We start from the raw sequence: 21,772 nt of genomic DNA, 5'->3' as shown, positions 1-21,772 counted from the left end.
CAAGGCAATTTGACTGACTGAAAAAACCGCTTGACCAAGAAGAACGATCGTTCTACTGTTCGCCACATGAACCAACCGACCAGCACTACCCGCGACATCATTCTGGATGTCACCGAAAAGTTGATCTACAAAAGTGGCATCGCCGCCACGGGTATGGATCTTCTGGTGAAAACCGCAGGCGTCTCCAGAAAGAGCATTTACCGCTACTTCGCCAACAAGGAGGAGCTGACCGTGGCCGCCCTGCAACGCCGCGACGTGCGCTGGATGCACTGGTTTCGCAGTGAAGTCGACAAGGCATCAAGCCCGGCGGAACGCTTGCTTAACCTGTTCACCGTGTTGCGCAGCTGGTTCGACTCCGAAGGCTTTCGCGGCTGCGCGTTCATCAACACCAGCGGCGAGACCGGTGATGCGCAAGACCCGGTGCGCCAGGTAGCCAGGGAACATAAACAGAAACTGCTCGACTACGTCTGCGAGCTCTGTACCGAACATGGCGCTACCGACCCGGAGACGCTGGCCAGACAGCTGCTGATCCTGATCGATGGGGCCATTACTGTTGCGCTTGTGATGGGTGATCACAGTGCCGCCGATAATGCGCAATGCATGGCGCGAAAGTTATTGGACCTGTAACGACTTAATCAAGCTCGACCGCGTTGATTTAACTTTTACTTGATCAGGAGACATTCAATGTCAACTAATGCCGAAGTCCGTCCGCCATTGCCGCCGTTCACCCGCGAATCCGCCATCGAGAAAGTACGCCTCGCCGAAGATGGCTGGAATACCCGCGATCCCGAGCGCGTATCCCTCGCCTACACCCTCGACACCAAATGGCGTAACCGCGCCGAGTTCGCTAACAACCGCGAAGAAGCCAAGGGTTTCCTTACGCGCAAGTGGGCGAAAGAGTTGGACTACCGACTGATCAAGGAACTCTGGGCTTTTACCGACAACCGCATCGCCGTGCGCTATGCCTATGAATGGCACGACGACTCGGGCAACTGGTTTCGCTCCTACGGGAATGAAAACTGGGAATTTGCCGAGAATGGCTTGATGGCCAACCGATTTGCCTGCATCAACGATTTGCCGATCAAGGAGAGCGAACGCAAATTCCACTGGCCACTGGGGCGCCGCCCGGATGATCACCCAGGCCTGTCCGACCTAGGCCTGTAAACGCTGTCCCCTGTAGGAGCGAGGCTTGCCCGCGAAGGCGTCGTGTCAGTCGATATCAGTGTTGAATGTGACGACGCCTTCGCGGGCAAGCCTCGCTCCTACAAGGGCTCGGGTGGTCAGGCGACTGCGGCGGTCTGCTGGTTGAGTGCCTTGGCCTCCAGCTCCCGCACCAGCGGCAACACACGTTTACCGAAATACTCGACCTCTTCCTGAAAATGCAGGAACCCGGCCAACACCAAATCCACGCCCACCGCTTTCAGCGCGACGATGCGTTCGGCGATTTGCTGCGGCGTGCCGATCAGGTTGGTTTTGAAACCGTCGTTGTACTGCACCAGATCCTCGAACGTCGACTTCGCCCAATTGCCCTCGCCCTCCGGCGACGCCCTGCCCGCCTGTTTCGCGGCATCACCAAAGGCATTCACCGCTTCCGGATCGGCCTGATCGATGATCTGCGCCAGTACGGCGCGCGCTTCTTCTTCGGTGTCGCGGGCGATGACGAAGGCGTTGACCCCGACCTTCACCGAATGATTATTCGCCGCAGCTTTGGTCCGAATGTCATCGACCTGAGCCTTGATGCCTTCCGGCGTATTGCCGTTGGTGAAATACCAGTCGGACACACGCGCCGCCATGTCCCGCGCCGCCCGCGAGCTGCCGCCCTGGAAAATCTCAGGTTGACCCAGCGGTTTTGGCTTGAGGCTGTAATTGTCGAAACGGTAGAAATCGCCGCGAAAAGTGAAATTGTCCTGGCTCCAGATGCCTTTGAGCGAACGGATAAATTCTTCGGAGCGGCGATAGCGTTCGTCGTGCTCCAGCCAATGTTCGCCGATTGCCTGGAACTCGCCTTTGAACCAGCCGCTGACGATGTTCACCGCAACGCGGCCATTGGTCAGTTGATCGATGGTCGCCAGTTGCTTGGCGGCCAGTGCCGGTTGCCACGGGCCGGGCAGGATCGCGGCGATGACTTTTAGGTGAGTGGTCGCAGCGAGCAGCGCGTGGCTGAAGGCAACGGATTCGTGCTGAAACTCGGCACCGTAACCGGCGGTAAAGCGGATCTGCGTCAGCGCGTATTCGAACCCGGCCGCCTCGGCCAGTTGCGCCAGTTTGCGGTTGTAGTCGATGCCCCAGTGGGTGCGCTGCTCGATCTTGCTGACCACCAGCCCACCGCTGACGTTTGGCACCCAGTAGGCAAATTTGACGGCTTGCTGACTCATTGGCATGTCCTCGGGATTTTTGCGGGAGTCTTTGCAGCAGAGCAGCAAGCGTGCCAGCGGCAGAAATCTGAGGTGTATGAGCAACTGTGGCGAGGGATTTGCCCCCGCTGGGCTGCGTAGCGGCCGCAGAATTTGCTGAGCGCTGCGCACTTAAACGGGGGCAAGCCCCCTCGCCACACAGTTGTCTTTCGCCTTGGAACCAAGGAGTGTCAGGGGCAATTTGCTGCTGCGCTGTTGGCTCAGCAACACTTCACACCTTGGCAAAACCCAGATTGCTCAATAAACCCTCGCCCGCCGGCCTCGGCACAAACCGTGCAAACACTCCAGCTCTCTACTGCCGCCCCAGGAGCTGTCCGCATGACCGACCACCAGATCATCAATCCACTGTCCACCGGCACTGACTACCAAACCCTCGCCGCGCGGTTCCGGCCGATTTTCGCGCGTATCGCCGCAGGTGCGGTCGAACGCGAACAGAGTCGCAGGCTGCCCTTCGAGCCGATTGAATGGCTGAAACAAGCCGGTTTTGGCGCCGTGCGCGTCCCTGTCGAATATGGCGGTGGCGGTGCTTCGGTGCCGCAATTGTTTGAACTGTTGATCGAGCTGGCCGAGGCCGATTCCAACGTGCCTCAAGCCTTGCGCGGGCATTTCGCGTTTGCCGAGGATCGGCTCAATGCTGCGCCGGGCCCAGCGCGGGACGTCTGGTTCAAACGTTTCGTGGCGGGCGACATCGTCGGTTGCGCCTGGACCGAAATCGGCAACGTGGCAATTGGCGACGTGGTCACCAAAGTCTCGCCGCACGGCGATAAATGGCGGCTCAACGGTGAAAAGTTTTACAGCACCGGCAGCCTGTTTTCCGACTGGATCGACGTCTACGCGCAACGCAGCGACACCGGTGGTGATGTGATCGCCGCCGTGCGCACGCGGCAGCCAGGCATCGTGCAGAGCGATGACTGGGACGGTTTCGGCCAGCGCACCACCGGCAGCGGCACCTCGCGGTTTATCGATGCCGAAGTGGAGGCCGAGAACATCATCGACTTTGCCACACGCTTCAAATATCAGACGGCGTTTTATCAATTGGTACTGTTGGCGACGCTCGCCGGGATTGGCCGCGCGGCGCTGCGCGATGTGGCGCTGCAGGTGCGCGAGCGCAAACGCATCTACAGCCATGGCAATGCCGCGCATGTCAGTCAGGACGCGCAGGTGCAGCAAGTGGTTGGTGAAATCGCAGCGTTGGTGTACGCCGCCGAAGCCACCGCGCTGCAAGCCGCGCAACCGGCGCAACGGGCTTATGAGGCACGCTTTGGCGGAGATGGAGCGTTGGAGCACGCGGCGAATGTCGCGGCGGAAATTCAATCGGCGAAGGCGCAGGTGGTGGTTTCCCAGTTGATTCAGCGCGCGACCAGCGAACTGTTCAACGCGTTGGGGGCTTCGGATGTTCGTCAGGGTAAAGCGCTGGATCGGCACTGGCGTAACGCGCGGACGGTGTCTTCGCACAATCCGCTGATCTACAAGGCGCGGATTGTCGGCGATTGGGCGATCAACGGGACTGAGCCGCCGTTTGTGTGGCAGATCGGCAATGGGCCGCAGCTCAAGTGATGTATTGACTGGGCTGACGCTTTCGCGGGCAAGCCTTGCTCCTACGGGTCTGCGGTGTGCTCCTGTAGGAAAGGCTTGCCCGCGCTGAAGCCAGACCAGTCGTCGCAAGGATCAGCTGTAACAAGCCTGTTTTCTAGGTAAGATACCGGCCTTCCCCGCAGCCCTTTCTGCGCCCCGCCGAATAAGCCGATTCCATGCCTTTCGAACTCAGCGTTGACCTCACTACCCTGGCCATTCTGGCGTTTGTCGCTTTCATCGCCGGTTTCATCGACGCCATTGCCGGCGGTGGCGGTCTGCTGACCACGCCTGCGCTGTTGACCGCCGGGCTGCCGCCGCACCTGGTGCTGGGCACCAACAAACTCAGTTCGACCTTCGGCTCGGCCACCGCCAGTTTCACCTTCTACCGCAGGAAACTCTTCCATCCACGGCAATGGCTGCATGCAATTGTCGGCACGCTGGTCGGCGCGTTGACTGGCGCGGTGGTTGCGCATTATCTGCCCGCCGAATGGCTGAACAAGATGCTGCCGGTGATTGTTTTCGCCTGCGGCCTCTACCTGCTGTTTGGCGGCACGCCGAAAGCGCCGCTGGACAGTGACGCGCCAATCAAGAAAAAGTGGCAATCGACCCAAGGCTTCGGCCTCGGTTTCTACGACGGCGTGGCCGGCCCCGGCACTGGCGCGTTCTGGACCGTCAGCACCATGCTCATGTACCCCATCGACCTGGTGAAGGCCAGCGGCGTGGCGCGCAGCATGAACTTCGTCAGCAACATCGCGGCGCTGTCGGTGTTCGTGTTTTCCGGGCAAGTGGACTGGATCATCGGCCTGAGCATGGGCCTGTCGGTGATGGTCGGCGCATTCTTCGGCGCGCGCACCGCAATCAGCGGCGGCGCCAAATTCATTCGTCCGGTGTTCATCACCGTGGTGCTTGGGCTGACCGTGCGGTTAGCCTGGCAGCACTGGTTCAGCGTAGCCTAAGCGCCGCGCCAGATAGACGTCGATCAGGTAACGCGCAATCGAACGCGAGGCCGGCAGTGGCGGCATCGCGTGAATGTTGAACCACTGCGCGTCTTCGATCTCGTCTTCCTGACAGACAATCTCGCCACCGGCATATTCGGCATGAAAGCCGAGCATCATCGAATGCGGGAACGGCCAGCACTGGCTGCCCATGTACTGGATGTTCTTGACCTCGATCTGCACCTCTTCACGAACCTCGCGAATCAGGCAATCCTCAGCCGATTCGCCCGGTTCGGCGAACCCCGCCAACGTGCTGTAAACCCCGCTGACAAAACGCGGCGAACGCGCGAGCAACACTTCATCGCCACGGGTGATCAGCACAATCATGCTCGGCGAGATACGCGGGTAATAACGAATATTGCACGGCTCGCAATACATCGCCCGCTCGCGCGCAACCTGATGCGTCGCTTGCCCGCAGTTGCCGCAAAACCGATGCTCGCGGTACCAGGTGCCGATCTGCGCGGCGTAACCGAGCACTTTATAGACGGTGTGATCGCCTTCCAGCATGAACGCCCGCAGGCCTTTCCAGTTGCAGCCCGGCACTTCGCTGACGCTGCGCAACTCCAGTAGATAAACCGGCTCGCCATCGAGGTGACCGATGCCGTGCTCGGCGAGGACCGACAGGTCCTGGCGCTTGAGCCATTCGCGCGGGAACAGCGCGCCGTTGTCGTCGAACAGAAAGCCTTCGGGGCTGCGCGCGACGGCCCAGCCGCCCGGTTGATCGGTGTCCAGTACTGCGGTGGTCCAGCGTGAGGTCATGGTTAATCAGTCCAGAAATTCGGGTTTCTGTTTGCTCATGTGGGCGGCCATGGCCACGCGCAAATCGTTGGATTGCAGCATGGCGGCGTTCCAGGTGGCAACGTATTCGAGGCCATCGTCGATACGATGGTCGCGCATGTAGCTGATCATTTCCTTGGTGCCGGTGATCGCAATCGGCGACTTGCCGGCGATCTCGCGGGCAATCCCCATCACGCCATCCAACAGGCTGTCGCGGTCGCTGTAGACGCGATTGATCAGGCCCATGCCGCGCGCTTCTTCGGCACCAAACTGGCGACCAGTGTAAGCCAGTTCACGCAGCATGCCGTCGCCGACGATGCGCGGCAAGCGTTGCAACGTGCCGACGTCGGCGGCCATGCCGATGTCGATTTCCTTGATCGAGAACTGCGCGTCTTCGGCGGCGTAACGCATGTCGCACGCGGCGATCAGGTCGATGGCGCCGCCCAGGCAATAACCCTGAATCGCCGCGAGCACCGGTTTGCGGCAATTATCCACGGCGTTGAACGAGGCTTGCAGGGCGAGGATCTTGCGCCGCAACAGGCGCGCATTGCGGCCGACGTCCTTGCCCATTTCGTTAGCCACGCCAGCGAGCATCATCAGGTCGATGCCCGAGGAAAAGTGTTTGCCAGCGCCGCTCAGCACCACCACTCGCACCTCGTCGGTGTCATCGATCCATTGGAAAATCTCGATGATCTCGCTCCAGAACGCGGCGTTCATCGAGTTGATCTTTTCCGGGCGATTGATCTGCACATGGGCGATTTTGTCGGCGAGTTCGACGGTGAACGCGGTGTACTGGGACATGGCAGAAATCCTTTACCGGACAGAAAATGAGGCCGGAACTATAACAAGGCATCGCGGGTGGGAGTAAGGCAGCGGTTCGGCCAAATGCGGGACTGCTCCGGGGGCTGCTGCGGATCTGCGCCGGCTGTCCCAGCCGCTTCGCGCCCGGATGTTGCAGCACCTGAATTGAAACTAGACTGAATCTGAAACGTCTCAATCCGTGGAGTTTGATCATGACTATCCGTTTTGCATGGCTGAGTGCCCCGCTGCTGCTGGTTGCGGCGCTGTCCAGTTGCCTGGTTCTGGCCGACGGCGACGACGATGCGCCGGCCAAACCCGATTGCCCCAAAGGCGAGATATACGACAGCAATCTGAAAAAGTGCGTGTTGCAAACCAGCAGCCTGGTGCCGGACGCTGATCGCACCGATTACGCCTATCGCCTGGCCAAGGACGGGCGTTATGAGGAAGCTTTGGCGCTACTCGATACGCTGAAAAACCCGAACACCGCCAAAGCCTTGAATTATCGTGGTTACGCCACGCGTAAACTGGGGCGCACCGATGAGGGCATCGGCTATTACCTGCAATCGGTCAAACTCGACCCGCACTATGCGCAAGTGCGCGAATACCTCGGTGAAGCCTATGTGCTCAAGGGTCGCCTCGACCTCGCGAAGGAAGAGTTGCAGCAGATAGAATCGATCTGCGGCACTGCCTGCGAGGAATATCAGGACCTCGCCGAAGCGATCAACGATTCATCGCAAACCTGACACACCGAACGGAGGTCGCCATCGCCAGCGATCAGGCAATACGAGCAGAGTTGGGCCAGTATCTGGCGCGGTTATGGCGCTACGGCTTGCTGCTGTCGCGGCAACGGGAAGTCGCTGAAGACTTGGTGCAAGCAACATGCGTGCGCGCACTGGAACGCGCCGGGCAATTTGTCCCCGGTACGCGCATGGACCGCTGGCTGCTGAGCATCCTGCATTCGATCTGGCTCAATGAAGTGCGCGCCCGCCGCGTGCGTTTCGGCCAAGGGTCAGTGGACGCCGATGTGGCGCTGGCGTTCGACGGCGAGCATGCGGCGCACACTCATGTGCTGGCCGCGCAGGTAATCCGCCGCGTCGCTGCCCTGCCGGAAATCCAGCGTGAAACGCTGTACCTGGCGTATGTCGAAGGCTTGTCCTACCGCGAAGTGGCCGAGGTGTTGCAAGTGCCGATCGGCACGGTGATGAGCCGGCTCGCCACCGCACGCCTGAAACTCGCCGAGTACCCGCCGCTGCACAGCGTGCCGAGCACTATCAATGGTGAACGTCGATGACCGAGCCGCTACGCCCGAAGTTGCCTTCGGATGACCAGTTGGTGGCTTACCTCGACGACCAACTCGACAGCGAACAGCGCCACAGCATTGATGCCGCGATCAGTGACGACCCGGCGCTGAGCCTGCGCGTGCAATGGCTGGCGCGCAGCAGCCTGCCTTTCAAGGCTGCTTATGATGAACTGTTGCCGCAAGCGCCGATGGAACGACTGAATGCGATGCTCGACACGCTGCCCAGCCCGGCACCGCCGGCCCGCAGTCGGCGCTGGTTTCTGACGGCGGCTGCGGGGTTGGTGGTCAGTGGCGTGCTGATGGATCGGTTGTTTCTCGGTTGGCAAATGAGCCGGAACAAGAGCAACTGGCGCAGCTTGGTTGCCGACTCTATGTCGCTGTACGTGCCGCAAACTCTTGAGCATTTGCCCAGCGACGAGGCCGCGCGACGCGCGCAATTGCGCACTATCGACGCGCGTCTGGGATTGACCCTGGTGCCAGCGAAACTGGCACTGCCGCGGATCCAGCTCAAGCGTGCGCAAATTCTTGAACACGACGGCGTGCCGATCGCGCAAATCACCTACCTCGACCCGGCACACGGCCCGCTGGCCCTGTGCGTCACCCGCTCCAACAACGGCAGCCAAGCGTTCGCGCAGGAGCGCCGGCACAACATGAACGTGGTGTATTGGGCCGACACCGAACACGCGTGGATGCTCATCGGGCACAACCCGATGGCGGAACTCGAAAGCATGGCCAAAATCCTCCACAAACGCTTGAGTACCTGACCCGCCACCCCTGTGTGCAGCAGCATGCATCGGTCCCACCTATTTCGAGACCAACACAACCCCTGTGGCGAGCGAGCTTGCTCGCGCTGGGCTGCGCAGCGGTCCCAAAATCTCGTGAGCGCTGCGCACTCAAACGCGAGCAAGCTCGCTCGCCACGGGTTTCGCGTGAGGCTAACGGGTGTTTCAGCAGGAGCATCGGAAAAGAATGCATTGCGCCCACTAATTCGAGACCAACACCCCCCTGTGGCGAGCGAGCTTGCTCGCGCTGGGCTGCGCAGCGGCCCCCAAAATCTTGTGAGCGCTGCGCACTCAAACGCGAGCAAGCTCGCTCGCCACGGGTTTCGCGTGAGGCTAACGGGTGTTTTAGCAGGAGCATCGGAAAAGAACGCATTGCGCCCACCAATTTCGAGACCAACACAACCCCTGTGGCGAGCGAGCTTGCTCGCGCTGGGCTGCGCAGCGGCCCCAAAATCTCGTGAGCGCTGCGCACTCAAACGCGAGCAAGCTCGCTCGCCACGGGTTTGGTGTGTGGCTGGCGGTTGTTTTCACAGGAACATCGGTAAGGATGCATCGGTCCCACCAATTTCGAGACCAACACAACCCCTGTGGCGAGCGAGCGAGCTTGCTCGCGCTGGGCTGCGCAGCGGCCCCAAAACCTTGTGAGCGCTGCGCACTCAAACGCGAGCAAGCTCGCTCGCCACGGGGTTGGTGTGTGGCTGGCGGTTGTTTTCACAGGAGCATCGAAAAAGGATGCATTGCGCCCACCTATTTCGCACCCAACACAACCCCTGTGGCGAGCGAGCTTGCTCGCGCTGGGCTGCGCAGCGGCCCCAAAACCTTGTGAGCGCTGCGCACTCAGACGCGAGCAAGCTCGCTCGCCACAAGGTCTATGTGCCGCCAGGGAGGGCACTTTGTCAGGTAGATTTTTCCAGCGCGGAGGCGGGAGAGCTGATGTATTTCACTTTATCGCCGACGGCATACATCACTTGCAGGTTCAGTGCGGAGGCAATCGGGTCGATGATCACTTCAATCGCTACATCCTTGCCTCCACCCTCCGGGGTGACCGTTACCAGCGAATGGCCCTGTGCTGTTTTGGTGATGCTTTTTACCTTGCCCGTCACTTTTTTCGTACTGATCTTCGCCATTTCGCTCTCCTTGCCATCGATGATTGCCTGATGTCATGAAGCAGCAGATGCTGGAAAAATTCCACTGTCAGATCTGACAGTGGAACCCTCTGCTGTGAGCCTTCAGGCGATCAGCCAGGGGTTGGTAGCCACAAGCGGAAACGAGCGCCGCCCAGCGGGGAGTTTTCGACGGTGAGTGTGCCACCTTGGGCTTCGAGGGCGCGGCGGCTGATGGCTAGCCCCAAGCCGAAGCCGCCGGTAGCGCGGTCGCGGCTGCGGTCGAGGCGGTAGAACGGTTCGAAAATCCGCTCGCGTTCATCGTCGGGAATGCCGATGCCGTCGTCATCAACCCAGATCTCACAGCCCTTCGGGCACACCTGAACGCCAATCTGAATGCGTTTTTCGCAGTAGCGCATCGCGTTGCGCAGCAGATTCTGCAACGCACGTGCGGTCAGTCGCGGATCAAGCGTGAAACGCTCCAGCTGACCATGCAACAACACGTCAATAACGATGTTCGGCGATTCCAGCTCTTCATCGACGCTGCCCAAAATGCTGTCGATGAACTCATCCAGCGACACTTCCACCCGTTCCGGCAACCGCGCCGGGTTCTGCAAACGGCTGTACGACAGCAGTTCCAGCACCAGCTCATCCAGCTCTCGAATGTGCGCGACCAAGCCTTGCAGACGTTCGCGACTGGCCGCCGGCAAGTCATCCGACAGCGCCAGCGCCAGGCCAAAATCCAGCCGAGTCAACGGCGTGCGCAGCTCGTGGGACACCGCGTTGAGCAAGTCACGTTGCTGATTCAACAAGTTCTCGATATCACCGGCCATGGTGTCGAACACATTGGCCAAGCTGCCGATGTTCGAGCTCTGGGAGATTTGCGTGCGCTCGCTCAAATGGCCTTTGCCGAACCGCTCGGCGGTGCCTTTCAATCGCTCCAGATCGCGCCAGTGCGGGCGCAACCACAGCAACAGACACGCAAGCATGGTCGCGCCGATCAGCACGTTCATGCTCCAGTACAACAAATTCACGTCGAGCGGATCGGGCGGCACCACCATTTGCACCACCGACTGCGCGTTCAACGGCGCCGCCGCCAAGGTGCGCCAACCCCAGTCGCCAATGCGCACGATGTATTCGCCGCGACGCAGCTGCTCACGTTCCTGCGCGGTCAGGTCAGGGTCGTCGAGACGGCTGAGGACGATGTGCAGCGGTTGAAAATCCTTGTCCAGTTGCGTCGCCAGCGCCGGCCATTGCGCTTCGGGAACCGCGTGAAACTGACGGACGATCAGGCTTTGCAAACCACGCGAATAATCGAGGTTGTAACTGACGAAACGTTCATGGAACAGCTTGATCACCACGTCCGGCACCAGGTAAATCGCCGCGCTGTACGAAACGATGGTCACCAGATACAGACGAAAAAGGATTCTGAACATCGGCTCAGCATTCCCACTCGGAGCGGCTGAACAAGTAACCCTTGCCCCAAACCGTCTTGATCTTGCGCGCCTCGCCCGCGTGGTCATCGAACTTGCGCCGCAGCTTGGAAATCGCCACGTCCACCGAGCGGTCGGTGCCGTTGAATTCGATGCCGCGCAGACGCTGCAGAATCTGGTCGCGGCTCAGCACTTCACCGGCGTGGCGGGCCAGCACCACCAGCAAGTTGTACTCGCCGCTGGACAGTTCGACCGGTTGGTCGCGCCAAGTCACCGTGCGCTCGGACAGGTCGATGCACAGGTTGCCCATGAGGATGCGGTCATTGGCGGTTTGCGGTTCGCCGAGGCTGCTGCGGCGCAGCAACGTGCGCACGCGGGCCAGCAAAACGCGCGGCTCGCAGGGTTTGGTGACGTAATCGTCGGCCCCCATTTCCAGGCCCAGCACCTGATCGTGGCTGTCGTCGCGGGCGGTCAGCATGAGGATCGGCAGCGTCGCCGAATCCGCCCGCAGCAAACGGCAAACCTGCAGTCCGTCGAGCCCCGGCAGCATCAGATCGAGAATCACCAGATCCGGCGGACTGAGCCGCGCGCGCTCGCGCACATGATCGCCACGGCTGATCACGTTGACGCTGTAGCCGTTGCGTTCCAGGTAACTGGCGATCAGTTCCGAAAGCGCGGTGTCGTCTTCGACCAGGAGGATGTTGGGCATGGGGTGTTTCCAGAAAGTGCTGTGGCGACACGGCCGGGCTCTTCGCGGGCAACCGTCGCAAAAAGTTTCAAGCGCCAAAGGATATACGCCCTCATACGTCTATGAGTAAAACCCTTACACAATTTCACACAGCAGCTACAAAGCTTCACCGCTACTCTGCTCGGCTCCCCGTAGGATGCCGGGGGTCATTAATGGGGTACTCACATGTCAAAGAACCTGCTTGCCACGCTCAGCCTGATTGCATTGGCCTTGATGTTGAGCGCTTGTGACAAGTCCTCGACTGCCGCAGAAGCGCCACCGCTGGCCATTGTGCGCATCGAAACCATCACCTCCGGCCCGGTATCGATCAGCAGCGAGCTGAGCGGGCGGATTGCCGCGCCGCGCATCGCCGAAGTGCGCGCACGGGTGGCCGGCGTGGTGTTGCAGCGGACTTTTCGCGAAGGCAGCGACGTCAAACAGGGCGATGTGCTGTTCCGCATTGATCCGGCGCCATTCAAGGCTGACCTCGACAGCGCCGAAGCCGCACTGCGCAAGGCTGAAGCCAATGCGTTCCAGGCCAAATTGCAGGAGCAGCGTTACGCGCAATTGATCGAAGGCAATGCAATCAGCGGCCAGGATTATGACAACGCCCGCGCCAGTGCCCGGCAAACCGCCGCGGACGTCGCCGCCAACAAGGCTGCCGTGACCCGCGCCAAGCTCAACCTCGGTTACGCCACCGTCACCGCGCCGATCGCCGGACGTGTCGGCCGCGCATTGGTCACCGAAGGCGCGCTGGTCGGCCAGAACGAAACCACGCCGATGGCGCTGATCCAGCAGTTGAACCCGATCCACGCGGACCTCACCCAATCGACCCGCGAACTCAACGACCTGCGCCGCGCGTTCCGTTCCGGTCATCTGCAGCAAGTCGGTCAGGATCAAGCCAAAGCCACGCTGATTCAGGACGACGGCAGCCTCTATCCACTGCCGGGCAAACTACTGTTTGCCGAGATCAGCGTCGATCCGGGCACCGGCCAGATCATCCTGCGCAGCGAGTTTCCCAACCCGGACCTCGACCTGCTGCCCGGCAGCTTCGTGCGGGTGCGCATCGAGCAAGCGGTCGACCAGCAAGGCATCAGCGTGCCGCAACGGGCGATTCAGCGCGACAGCGCCGGAGTCGCGCAAGTGATGCTGCTCGATGCCGAGGAAAAAGTCGTGCTGCAACCGGTGCAACTGAGCGCGGTGCAGAACGATCGCTGGATCGTCACTGAAGGCCTCAAGGCCGGCGACCGGATTGTCACCGAAGGCCTGCAACACGCCAGACCCGGCGAAAAAGTCCAGATCGACAACACCCCTCTTCCACTTGCCCAGGCGACTGGTCAGTAAGCAGGACGCTTTTTTATGCCGCAGTTCTTTATCGATCGCCCGGTGTTTGCCTGGGTGGTCGCGCTGTTCATCCTGCTGGCCGGTGCGCTGGCCATTCCGCAATTGCCGGTGGCGCAATACCCCGACGTCGCGCCGCCGCAGATCGAGATTTATGCCGTTTACCCCGGCGCTTCGGCGCAAACCATCGACGAAAGCGTGGTCAGCTTGATCGAGGAAGAACTCAACGGCGCCGACCACTTGCTGTACTTCGAATCGCAGAGCAGCCTCGGCAGCGCGACGATCAAAGCCACGTTTCAACCGGGCACCAACCCGGAAATGGCCCAGGTCGACGTGCAAAACCGCCTCAAGGTGATCGAGTCGCGCCTGCCGCAAGCGGTGAACCAGCAAGGTTTACAGGTGGAAAAGGTCTCGTCGGGTTTCCTCCTGCTGATTACCCTCACGTCCAACGATGGCAAGCTCGACGACATCGCGCTCAGCGACTATCTGGCGCGCAACGTAATGAACGAGATCAAACGTCTCGACGGCGTCGGCAAGGCGCAACTGTACGGTGCCGAGCGCGCGATGCGCATCTGGATCGACCCGCAGAAGCTGATCGGTTTCAACCTGACACCGGCCGACGTCAACGCCGCGATTGTGGCGCAAAACGCCCAGGTCTCGGCCGGCAGCATTGGCGACTTGCCGACCCGCAGCACTCAGGAAATCACCGCAACCATCGTCGTCAAAGGCCAATTGTCGACGCCGGAAGAATTCGCCGACATCGTGCTCAAGGCCAGTCCCGACGGTTCCACGGTGCGCATTGGTGATGTGGCGCGGGTCGAGATCGGCAGTCAGGAATACCAGTTCGGCACGCGCCTGAACGGCAAACCGTCAACCGCCGTCGGCGTGCAACTGTCGCCGGGCGCCAACGCGCTGAACACCGCCACCGCCGTGCGGGCGAAAATGGATGAACTGGCGCGTTACTTCCCGGCCAACGTCGAATACAAGATCCCCTACGACACCTCCCCGTTCGTCAAAGTCTCGATCACCAAAGTGGTCTACACCTTGGGCGAAGCGATGTTGCTGGTGTTTGCGGTGATGTTCCTGTTCCTGCAAAACATCCGCTACACGCTGATCCCGACGCTGGTGGTGCCGGTGGCGTTGATGGGCACGTTTGCGACCATGCTCGCGCTGGGTTTCTCGATCAACGTGCTGACCATGTTCGGCATGGTCCTGGCGATCGGCATTCTGGTCGACGATGCCATCGTAGTGGTGGAAAACGTCGAGCGGATCATGGTCACCGAGGGCCTGTCGCCCAAGGACGCCACGCGCAAAGCGATGAAGCAGATTACCGGCGCGATCATCGGCATCACGCTGGTGCTGGTCGCGGTGTTTATTCCGATGGCGTTCATGCAGGGTTCGGTCGGGGTGGTTTATCAGCAGTTCTCGCTGTCGATGGCGACCTCGATTCTGTTCTCGGCGTTTCTTGCGCTGACCTTGACCCCGGCGCTGTGCGCGACGCTGCTCAAGCCGATCGCCAAAGGCGAACATCACGAGAAGCGCGGTTTTTTTGGCTGGTTCAACCGCCGTTTCGAACAACTGACCGAGCGTTACCAGGGTTGGGTCGCGTATGCGCTGAAACGCACCGGGCGTTACTCGTTGATCTATGGCGTGCTGCTCGCCGGTCTGGTGTTTTGTTTCAGTCGCCTGCCCTCCTCGTTCCTGCCGGTCGAGGACCAGGGTTACACCATTACCGATATTCAATTGCCGCCGGGTGCGAGCAAGAACCGCACGATCAAGGTCGTCGAGCAGATCGAAGCGCACAACGCCACCGAACCCGGCGTCGGCGACAGCACGGTGATTCTCGGTTTCAGCTTCTCCGGCAGCGGCCAAAACGCGGCGCTGGCGTTTACCACGTTGAAGGACTGGTCCGACCGCAGCAGCGATGACTCCGCCAGCGCGATTGCTGATCGGGCCAACGGCGCGTTGAGCCAGATCCGCGATGCCGTGGCGTTTGCCGTATTGCCGCCACCGGTGGACGGCCTCGGCACCTCCAGCGGTTTTGAATTCCGCTTACAGGATCGCGGCGGTCTCGGGCATGCAACGTTGATGGAGGCGCGCACCCAGTTACTGGAAGCCGCCGAGAAAAGTCCGATCCTGATGAACGTGCGTGAAAGCGCGCTGGCCGAAGCGCCGCAGGTGCAGCTTGAAGTCGACCGCAAACAGGCGAATGCCTTGGGCGTGTCGTTTGCCGACGTCGGCAGCGTGCTGTCCACGGCGGTCGGCTCTTCGTACATCAACGACTTCCCCAATCAGGGACGCATGCAACGCGTGGTGGTCCAGGCCGAAGGTGATCAGCGCAGTCAGGTCGAGGACTTGCTGAAGATCAACGTGCGCAACAACAATGGAAAAATGGTCCCGCTGTCAGCGTTTGTCGAAGCCAAATGGACTCAAGGCCCGACGCAATTGACTCGCTACAACGGCTATCCGGCGATCAGCATTTCCGGCGAACCGGCGGCGGGCCACAGCACCGGTGAGGCGATGGCGGAAATCGAACGCCTGGTCGCCCAAGGCCCGGCAGGCCTGGGGCAGGAGTGGACCGGGTTGTCGTTGCAGGAACGTTTGTCCGGCAGTCAGGCGCCGATCCTGCTCGGGTTGTCGCTGCTGATCGTGTTCCTGTGTCTGGCGGCGCTGTATGAAAGTTGGTCGATTCCGACCTCGGTGCTGCTGGTGGTGCCACTTGGCGTGCTCGGTGCGGTGCTTGCGGTAACGTTGCGCGGGATGCCGAATGACGTGTTCTTCAAGGTTGGCCTGATCACCATCATCGGTTTGTCGGCGAAGAACGCGATCCTGATCATCGAATTCGCCAAGAGCCTCTACGACGAGGGCCACGATTTGATCGACGCCACGCTGCAAGCCGCGCGCTTGCGGTTGCGCCCGATTGTCATGACTTCGCTGGCGTTCATCCTCGGTGTGGTGCCGCTGGCGATTGCCACGGGCGCCAGTTCGGCGAGCCAGCAAGCGATCGGCACCGGCGTGATCGGCGGGATGATCACCGCGACCTTGGCGGTGCTGTTTGTTCCGGTGTTCTTTGTGGTGGTGATGAAACTGGTGCGCAAACGCCACAAAGACAACTAACCCACCGAAGCCCCTGTAGGAGCGAGGCTTGCCCGCGAAAGCGTTGTGTCATTCAACACTGGTCTGTCTGACACGACGCCTTCGCGGGCAAGCCTCGCTCCTACAATTCGTCAGGTCACTGTTGTAGTCACAATGCGTTTCACTGGGCTAATGTGTTGCAACATCCAGACACATCGAGCCTCCATGCCCCTCCTTGCCCGCACTCATCCGCGCTTGTCCGCCGCCGCCACACTCGGCATCGCGGCCGGCATTTTGGCGCCCGCCGACTCGATCATCAGCAAAATCCTCATCGGCTGGAACGCCGGGGTCTGGACCTATCTGATCCTGATGTTGTGGCTGGCCAAGCGCGCCAAGGCGCCGGACGTCAAGCGCATCGCCGAAATCGAGGACGAAAACGCCGGGCTGGTGCTGCTGGTGGTGTGCATCGCAGCGATTGCCAGTCTGGCGACCATTACCTTCGAACTGGCCGGCAGCAAGGATTTGCAAGCCTCCAGCAAGCTGCTGCATTACGGCTTCACTGCCGCGACGGTGATTGGTTCTTGGTTATTGATCGGGGTGATTTTCAGCGTGCATTACGCGCGGCTGTTTTATACCTGGGACGGCAAGGAGCCGGCGCTGCGCTTTGCCGAAGGCCTGACCACTCCCAATTACTGGGACTTTCTGTACTTTTCCTTCACCATCGGCGTCGCCGTGCAGACCGCCGATGTCGGGGTGGCCACGCGCGGCATTCGCAAGATCGTCCTGGCGCAATCGCTGATCGGCTTTGTGTTCAACACGGCGATTCTCGGTTTTTCGATCAACATTGCCGCCGGGCTGTTCAACTGAGCGCTGCACAAACGTTCTAGGCATCAGCCGCGTCGCCGGTGTTCACTCAGCCGGCCATTCGTCTCACAGGTGCAGCCATGACCTCGCATAACTGGATCGATCTCGCACAGGACGCCGACACCGGCATCGAAACGCTGCGCGCGCATTTCCAGGGCCACGCTTACGACCCGCACTGGCACGACAGTTATCTGGTGGGCGTGACCGAGCAAGGCGTGCAGCAATTCAACTGTCGGCGGGCGCGGCATCAAAGCACGCCGGGCAAGGTGTTCCTGCTCGAACCGGGCGACATTCACGACGGCGATGCACCGACCGAAGACGGCTTTACCTACCGCATGCTCTACCTCGACCCGCAATGGCTTGAGCGCGAACTCGCCGCGCTGTTCGACAACGCCCCGCTCAGCAGCCAACTGAGCTTCGCCAACACCCTGACCGCCGACCCGCGACTGGCGCAGGCAACCAGTGAGGCGTTTCAGACCTTGCACGGCGGCGAGCTGAAGATCGTCCGGCAAACGGCCCTCGACGCCTTGCTCGAACGCTTGACCAGCCACTTGCACTGGCGCACCCGTTACAGCCAAGACCCACGCCTGCCGCTGGTCGCGCAAAAGGCCCGCGAATACCTGCACGCCAACGCGCATCTGGACATTGGCCTCGATCAACTGGCCATGGTCACCGGTGTCGATCGTTTTCGGCTGACCCGCGCGTTCAAAGCCGCTTACGGTCTGGCGCCGCACGCTTATCTGGTGCAACTGCGGTTGTCCAAGGCCCGGCGTTTGCTCGCGAGCGGCGCGCAACCGGCGGCGGTGGCGATGGAATTGGGCTTCGCCGATCAAAGCCATATGGGTCGCTGGTTCGTCCGCGCTTATGGGCTGACCCCGGCGATGTACCGCAAGCGCTGCTCAAATCTTCCAGACGTGTGAAGGCTGACTGGTGAAGATCGGCCATCGATCATTCACTGGAGCTACACGGTCATGCTTTCAACCTTCCCTACCCTGCTGCCGTTTTTGCTGTTTGCGTTCGTCGCGTCGATCACGCCGGGGCCGACCAATATTCTGGTGTTGAGTAACAGTGCGCGTTTTGGGTTCAGGGCGGCGCTGCCGATTATCTTCGGCGCTTGCGCCAGTGCGGCGCTGATTGTGCTGGCCGTGGGCAGCGGCGTTGGCCAGACGCTGGCGCAACTGCCGCTGGTTCAATCACTGATGAAATGGGCCGGAGTGCTCTGGCTGAGTTACCTGGCCTGGCAGACTTTTCGTGCGCCGGTGACGCCGGTCGATGACCAGCGCGAGCAACCCGTGCAGGCAACATTCGGCTTGTGGGCCGCGGCGAGTCTGCAGTTGGTCAATCCCAAAACGTGGATGATGGCCCTGGCCGTGGTCAGCGTATTCGCCGGCACTGGCGAAAATCAGCAGTTGCAGACCGCTTGCCTGTCGCTGGTGTTTTTCCTGGTGTCGCTGCCGTGTCTGGGCATCTGGGCGTTGCTGGGTGCGGGATCATCCCGGTGGGTGCGCTCAGCCAGCGCGTTGAAGCGCTTCAATCAGCTCATGGCGCTGTTGCTGCTGGGCTCGGCATGCCTGAGTCTGCTGGCGTAAGTCGAACGTTGCGACGCCCATAAAAAAGCCCCGACAGGATCGGGGCAAAGCTCTGCAATCGTTTTGCAGCCATCGTGATCAGTAAAAGTAGCTGAGCCTCATGCTGCCACTCCAGTCCTGGCTTACCGTGTTGCCTTTGCTGCCACCGACCTCACCCGCGACCTGCCAGTTACGCTGCGCCGCTGTCCACTTCAAACCCGCGCCATAACCAAACGAGCTACTGGCGCGATCATCATCAAAACTGTCGTCGTTGATTTTGACTTCATTGGTTTTGACGAATTCGTGATTGACGTCGGCCAGCAGACTCGGCTCCAGCAAAGCGCCACCCGCAAGGGTAATCACGCGCCCACCGCGAATGCCCAATTTGCCTTGCACTGAACGCATGGTGTCACTCTCGACTTGCAGGCCGTTGTCGAGACGGTATTCGTCACTCTGAGTGACGCCGGTCGAGAGCTGAACTTGCGGCTCCAGGAAGTAATCGTCCTTGAGACGAATATGCTTGCCGACCGCCACCGAACCACTGACGCCCAACGCCTTGTTGTCACCCTTGGCGCGCACGCCGTCGCTCATGGTGACTTTGGCCTTGTTGTGGAACTGGTTAACCTTGCCCATCAAATTGACGAAAATGCCGCTTTCAGCGTCGTAAGTGCTGCCGTAAACACCGGCATTGACACTGTCGACCGTGGCGCTGGAGCCGTATCTCAGGTCCATGTTGGTCCGACTGGTGCCGACAAATCCGCCCACCACCCAGTCCCTGCCGCCCAGGTTCACGGTGGTGTCGGCACCACCGGTGATGCCCGTCTGGTTCTGCGTGTAGCCATCACCGTAAGCGTTGGCGACGTTGTATTGGTTGCCGTAACTCCTGACCCACACGCTGTTGCTGAGGTTTTTCGCTGAACTGTCGTCCATCGCGCGCAGCCCCGATTCAGGGCGGATGCTCATGCTGCGATCACCCAATTGGTCGCTGAGCATGGACATTTCCGCGTTCAATACGCTGCGCGCGCTGCCGGCGAGTGCCAGCGCGGTGTTTGTTGAAGTGCTGACCGTTTCCTTGTCCGGATTCAAGTACAAGCCTTCACCCTCTTTTGCGAGTCGATAGACGAAGGTGCCTGCGTCGACTGTTTCACGATCGGCCAAGGCAAAACTCGCGTCCCCGGCAGCGATATTACCGATCTTCACCGGCTCCGCCGTCAGTGGAATCGCGCCGCTGGCGGCAACTTGCAACTGATGCTGACCGCTCGCGTTGCCCGTGACGTTGAGGAAGTCAGTGCGACCATTGCTCAAATCCGTCCCCATCACGAAGGTGCCAGTGCCCGAAAGATCACCCACATTCAGTTGTCGGAACGGTTCGTTAGTGCCCATGCGGACGATACCGTTTTTGAGCGCCAGGTTTTGCACGCTGCTATCGCCAGTCATGACCCACTGGGCGGCGTTATTGATCGTGAGGTTTGTCGTGTTGTCGATGCGACCCGTGAGACTTGAGGCGTTATCGAGCAACACCGCACCACCAGTGTTACTGGCCACATCGCCGTTCATGACACTGCCATTGTCCAGCGCGACCCGACTGGTATCGCGGATCGTGCCGTTGAACGCGGAGCCATTATCAAGTTGCACTACTGTATCCGCGCCCCCCTTCACTTCACCGGTCATGACACTGTTTCGGTCAAGCGAAAGGTTCTTGGCGTTATTTACCTCACCGTTTAGCGTGGACCGATCCAGATTTACGATGCCGTCGACCGCAGTGTTCACATTACCGGTCAAGACACTGCCATTGCGCAGCGACAGGTCGGATACGTTATTCACGTTGCCGTTGAGTGTGGAACGATTGTCGAGCAACACACTGCCGTTAGTATCACTTCGCACATTGCCCGTCATCACGCTGTCGCTGTCCAGCAACAAGCGCTCGACGTTATCCACATTGCCGGCGAGATTTGAACTGTTGCTCAACTGCACAGTGGCTGCACTGCCGGCCAGCGCAAGCACATCACCGGTCATGGCACTCTGATCAAAACTGACACGCGAAACATTCTGCAAGTTGCCCTGCAGCGAAGCGCCGTTCTGAAAAACAGCTTGAGTAGTGCTGCCCTCGGCCACCACTACATTGCCTGCCAGCGCACTTCGATCAACAGTCAGGTCGACATGCGCACCATCATTGACTTCGAGAATGTTGCTGTTGGCGCCAATCAGCTGCGAGTTATTGAGTACATTAACGGTGGCTGTGACGTCCGGCCGGCCTTGATATCCGACGACAATCGCCGCACCGCTGCGCCCTTCGACGCGAGTCTGGTCGAGCGTAACTGACGATGCGCTCGTGAGTACCTGCTCCTTGCCGACCTGTACGCCATTAACGCCGCCGACGATGCTGCTGTCAGTTGCGTTGAGATGAGCGTTGGTCAACCGAACACCGTAACTGGAGGCACCTGTGGCCTCGATCGTGGACCCGTCCATGTTCAATTGGCTGCGGCCAGTCAGGAAAGCGCCGCCATTGACGGCGACGACACTCGTACCGTCAGTCAAGGAAACTGTGGAACCTGTTTGAGCAGTATTGACGCGGACCAGTTCCAGGCCGATATCGTTACTGGTGATCTGACTTCTCGAAATATCAGCTGTGCTGTTACTGACCCGAATGGCAGCGCCGAATGTATTACTGTTCAGAACAGTCATACCGTCCAGATCAACTGTTGAATTTAGTTGTGCCCTAATCTGATTGCTTGAGCCGTCGTTGGCATTGAATACGGAATTGTTCGCGAACACATCCAGAACGTTCCCACGGTCAGAGTTCAACGTTGAGCCTGGATTAAGGACCCATGTTTCTCGCGGATCGGCGTCAGTGATGTCTTTAGTATCACCCGGCGGCACAATAGCCGCTTGAACGGGAAGAGCTAATAATGTCGTCAATGTTACGCAAGTAACTCGGCACATTGCGAAACTGCGAATTCGGAACAATCTCACTGTAGTCATCAAAGACTCCTAGGGTTTTTACTCGACAGATAATG

At 60.1% G+C, this 21,772-nt stretch carries 19 protein-coding genes; 12 read left to right on the top strand and 7 right to left on the bottom strand.

What is annotated here, in order from left to right:
* Positions 1-66 precede the first annotated feature (66 nt).
* A complete protein-coding gene (locus tag FBY12_RS03670; protein WP_145252308.1) occupies positions 67-627 on the top strand; it encodes a TetR/AcrR family transcriptional regulator in 561 nt (186 codons plus the stop codon).
* A 57-nt stretch (positions 628-684) separates the two neighbouring features.
* Complete coding sequence (locus FBY12_RS03665; protein ID WP_121730728.1) at positions 685-1,164, top strand: nuclear transport factor 2 family protein; 480 nt, start codon at positions 685-687, stop codon at positions 1,162-1,164.
* 116 nt (positions 1,165-1,280) lie between these two features.
* Here FBY12_RS03665 and sfnG read toward each other — a convergent pair whose 3' ends face one another.
* The gene (gene sfnG, locus FBY12_RS03660) at positions 1,281-2,375 is read right to left on the bottom strand and encodes a dimethylsulfone monooxygenase SfnG (RefSeq protein ID WP_145251287.1); all 1,095 of its coding nucleotides are present in this window, start codon (positions 2,373-2,375) and stop codon (positions 1,281-1,283) included.
* A 357-nt stretch (positions 2,376-2,732) separates the two neighbouring features.
* Here sfnG and FBY12_RS03655 point away from each other — a divergent pair, with 357 nt between their 5' ends.
* Both FBY12_RS03655 and FBY12_RS03650 read left to right on the top strand, forming a co-directional pair.
* A complete protein-coding gene (locus tag FBY12_RS03655; protein ID WP_145251285.1) occupies positions 2,733-3,971 on the top strand; it encodes an acyl-CoA dehydrogenase family protein in 1,239 nt (412 codons plus the stop codon).
* 194 nt (positions 3,972-4,165) lie between these two features.
* Complete coding sequence (locus tag FBY12_RS03650; RefSeq protein ID WP_092281308.1) at positions 4,166-4,945, top strand: TSUP family transporter; 780 nt, start codon at positions 4,166-4,168, stop codon at positions 4,943-4,945.
* On the opposite strand, the gene nudC is transcribed toward FBY12_RS03650, so the two are convergent.
* Positions 4,913-5,743 carry an NAD(+) diphosphatase gene (gene nudC, locus FBY12_RS03645; protein ID WP_145251283.1) on the bottom strand — a complete coding sequence of 277 codons (831 nt, stop codon included), beginning with the start codon at positions 5,741-5,743 and terminating at the stop codon, positions 4,913-4,915. The two genes, FBY12_RS03650 and nudC, sit on opposite strands and share 33 nt — an antisense overlap.
* Positions 5,744-5,749: 6 nt before the next feature.
* On the bottom strand, positions 5,750-6,562 hold the full coding sequence (locus tag FBY12_RS03640) for a crotonase/enoyl-CoA hydratase family protein (RefSeq protein ID WP_145251281.1): 813 nt from the start codon (positions 6,560-6,562) through the stop codon (positions 5,750-5,752).
* Between the two features lie 212 nt (positions 6,563-6,774).
* On the opposite strand from FBY12_RS03640, the gene FBY12_RS03635 reads away from it, so the two are divergent.
* Genes FBY12_RS03635 through FBY12_RS03625 form a run of 3 tightly spaced genes read left to right on the top strand, consistent with a single transcriptional unit; the run spans position 6,775 to position 8,626 of the window.
* Positions 6,775-7,305 (top strand): tetratricopeptide repeat protein, encoded by a 531-nt coding sequence (locus FBY12_RS03635; RefSeq protein WP_145251279.1) that lies wholly within the window; start codon positions 6,775-6,777, stop codon positions 7,303-7,305.
* A gap of 50 nt (positions 7,306-7,355) precedes the next feature.
* Positions 7,356-7,853 (top strand): RNA polymerase sigma factor, encoded by a 498-nt coding sequence (locus FBY12_RS03630; protein WP_218570637.1) that lies wholly within the window; start codon positions 7,356-7,358, stop codon positions 7,851-7,853.
* Positions 7,850-8,626, top strand: a complete 777-nt coding sequence (locus tag FBY12_RS03625; protein ID WP_145251276.1) for an anti-sigma factor — start codon at positions 7,850-7,852, stop codon at positions 8,624-8,626. The genes FBY12_RS03630 and FBY12_RS03625 overlap by 4 nt, the downstream gene beginning before the upstream one ends.
* A 914-nt stretch (positions 8,627-9,540) precedes the next feature.
* Here the strand turns inward: FBY12_RS03625 and FBY12_RS03615 are convergent.
* The 3 genes from FBY12_RS03615 to FBY12_RS03605 all read right to left on the bottom strand — a co-directional run bounded on the left by FBY12_RS03615 (position 9,541) and on the right by FBY12_RS03605 (position 11,889).
* A complete protein-coding gene (locus FBY12_RS03615) occupies positions 9,541-9,771 on the bottom strand; it encodes a hypothetical protein (protein ID WP_145251272.1) in 231 nt (76 codons plus the stop codon).
* Positions 9,772-9,881: 110 nt separating this feature from the next.
* Positions 9,882-11,183, bottom strand: a complete 1,302-nt coding sequence (locus FBY12_RS03610; protein WP_145251270.1) for an ATP-binding protein — start codon at positions 11,181-11,183, stop codon at positions 9,882-9,884.
* Positions 11,184-11,187: 4 nt separating this feature from the next.
* The gene (locus FBY12_RS03605; protein WP_121757220.1) at positions 11,188-11,889 is read right to left on the bottom strand and encodes a response regulator transcription factor; all 702 of its coding nucleotides are present in this window, start codon (positions 11,887-11,889) and stop codon (positions 11,188-11,190) included.
* Between the two features lie 204 nt (positions 11,890-12,093).
* Between FBY12_RS03605 and FBY12_RS03600 the strand changes: the two genes are divergently transcribed.
* The 5 genes from FBY12_RS03600 (at position 12,094) to FBY12_RS03580 (ending at position 18,776) form a co-directional block, all read left to right on the top strand.
* Complete coding sequence (locus tag FBY12_RS03600) at positions 12,094-13,251, top strand: efflux RND transporter periplasmic adaptor subunit (RefSeq protein ID WP_145251267.1); 1,158 nt, start codon at positions 12,094-12,096, stop codon at positions 13,249-13,251.
* 15 nt (positions 13,252-13,266) lie between these two features.
* Positions 13,267-16,365, top strand: a complete 3,099-nt coding sequence (locus FBY12_RS03595; RefSeq protein WP_145251264.1) for an efflux RND transporter permease subunit — start codon at positions 13,267-13,269, stop codon at positions 16,363-16,365.
* Between the two features lie 183 nt (positions 16,366-16,548).
* Entirely contained in the window at positions 16,549-17,190 is a 642-nt protein-coding gene (locus FBY12_RS03590) for a DUF1345 domain-containing protein (protein WP_145251262.1), read from the top strand.
* 77 nt (positions 17,191-17,267) lie between these two features.
* Positions 17,268-18,107: an AraC family transcriptional regulator gene (locus FBY12_RS03585; RefSeq protein ID WP_145251260.1), complete on the top strand. Its 840-nt coding sequence runs from the start codon at positions 17,268-17,270 to the stop codon at positions 18,105-18,107.
* A gap of 51 nt (positions 18,108-18,158) precedes the next feature.
* Positions 18,159-18,776, top strand: coding sequence for a LysE family translocator (locus tag FBY12_RS03580; RefSeq protein WP_145251258.1), 618 nt, complete (start codon positions 18,159-18,161; stop codon positions 18,774-18,776).
* A gap of 78 nt (positions 18,777-18,854) precedes the next feature.
* Here FBY12_RS03580 and FBY12_RS03575 read toward each other — a convergent pair whose 3' ends face one another.
* The gene (locus tag FBY12_RS03575; RefSeq protein WP_306092821.1) at positions 18,855-21,560 is read right to left on the bottom strand and encodes an autotransporter outer membrane beta-barrel domain-containing protein; all 2,706 of its coding nucleotides are present in this window, start codon (positions 21,558-21,560) and stop codon (positions 18,855-18,857) included.
* Between the last annotated feature and the right edge of the window lie 212 nt (positions 21,561-21,772).

Origin of the sequence: Pseudomonas sp. SJZ131 (assembly GCF_007828705.1) — a bacterium.
Lineage (GTDB): Bacteria > Pseudomonadota > Gammaproteobacteria > Pseudomonadales > Pseudomonadaceae > Aquipseudomonas > Aquipseudomonas prosekii.
The sequence above is the reverse complement of the archived record's forward strand: the minus strand, read 5'-3'. Positions and strand labels throughout refer to the sequence as shown.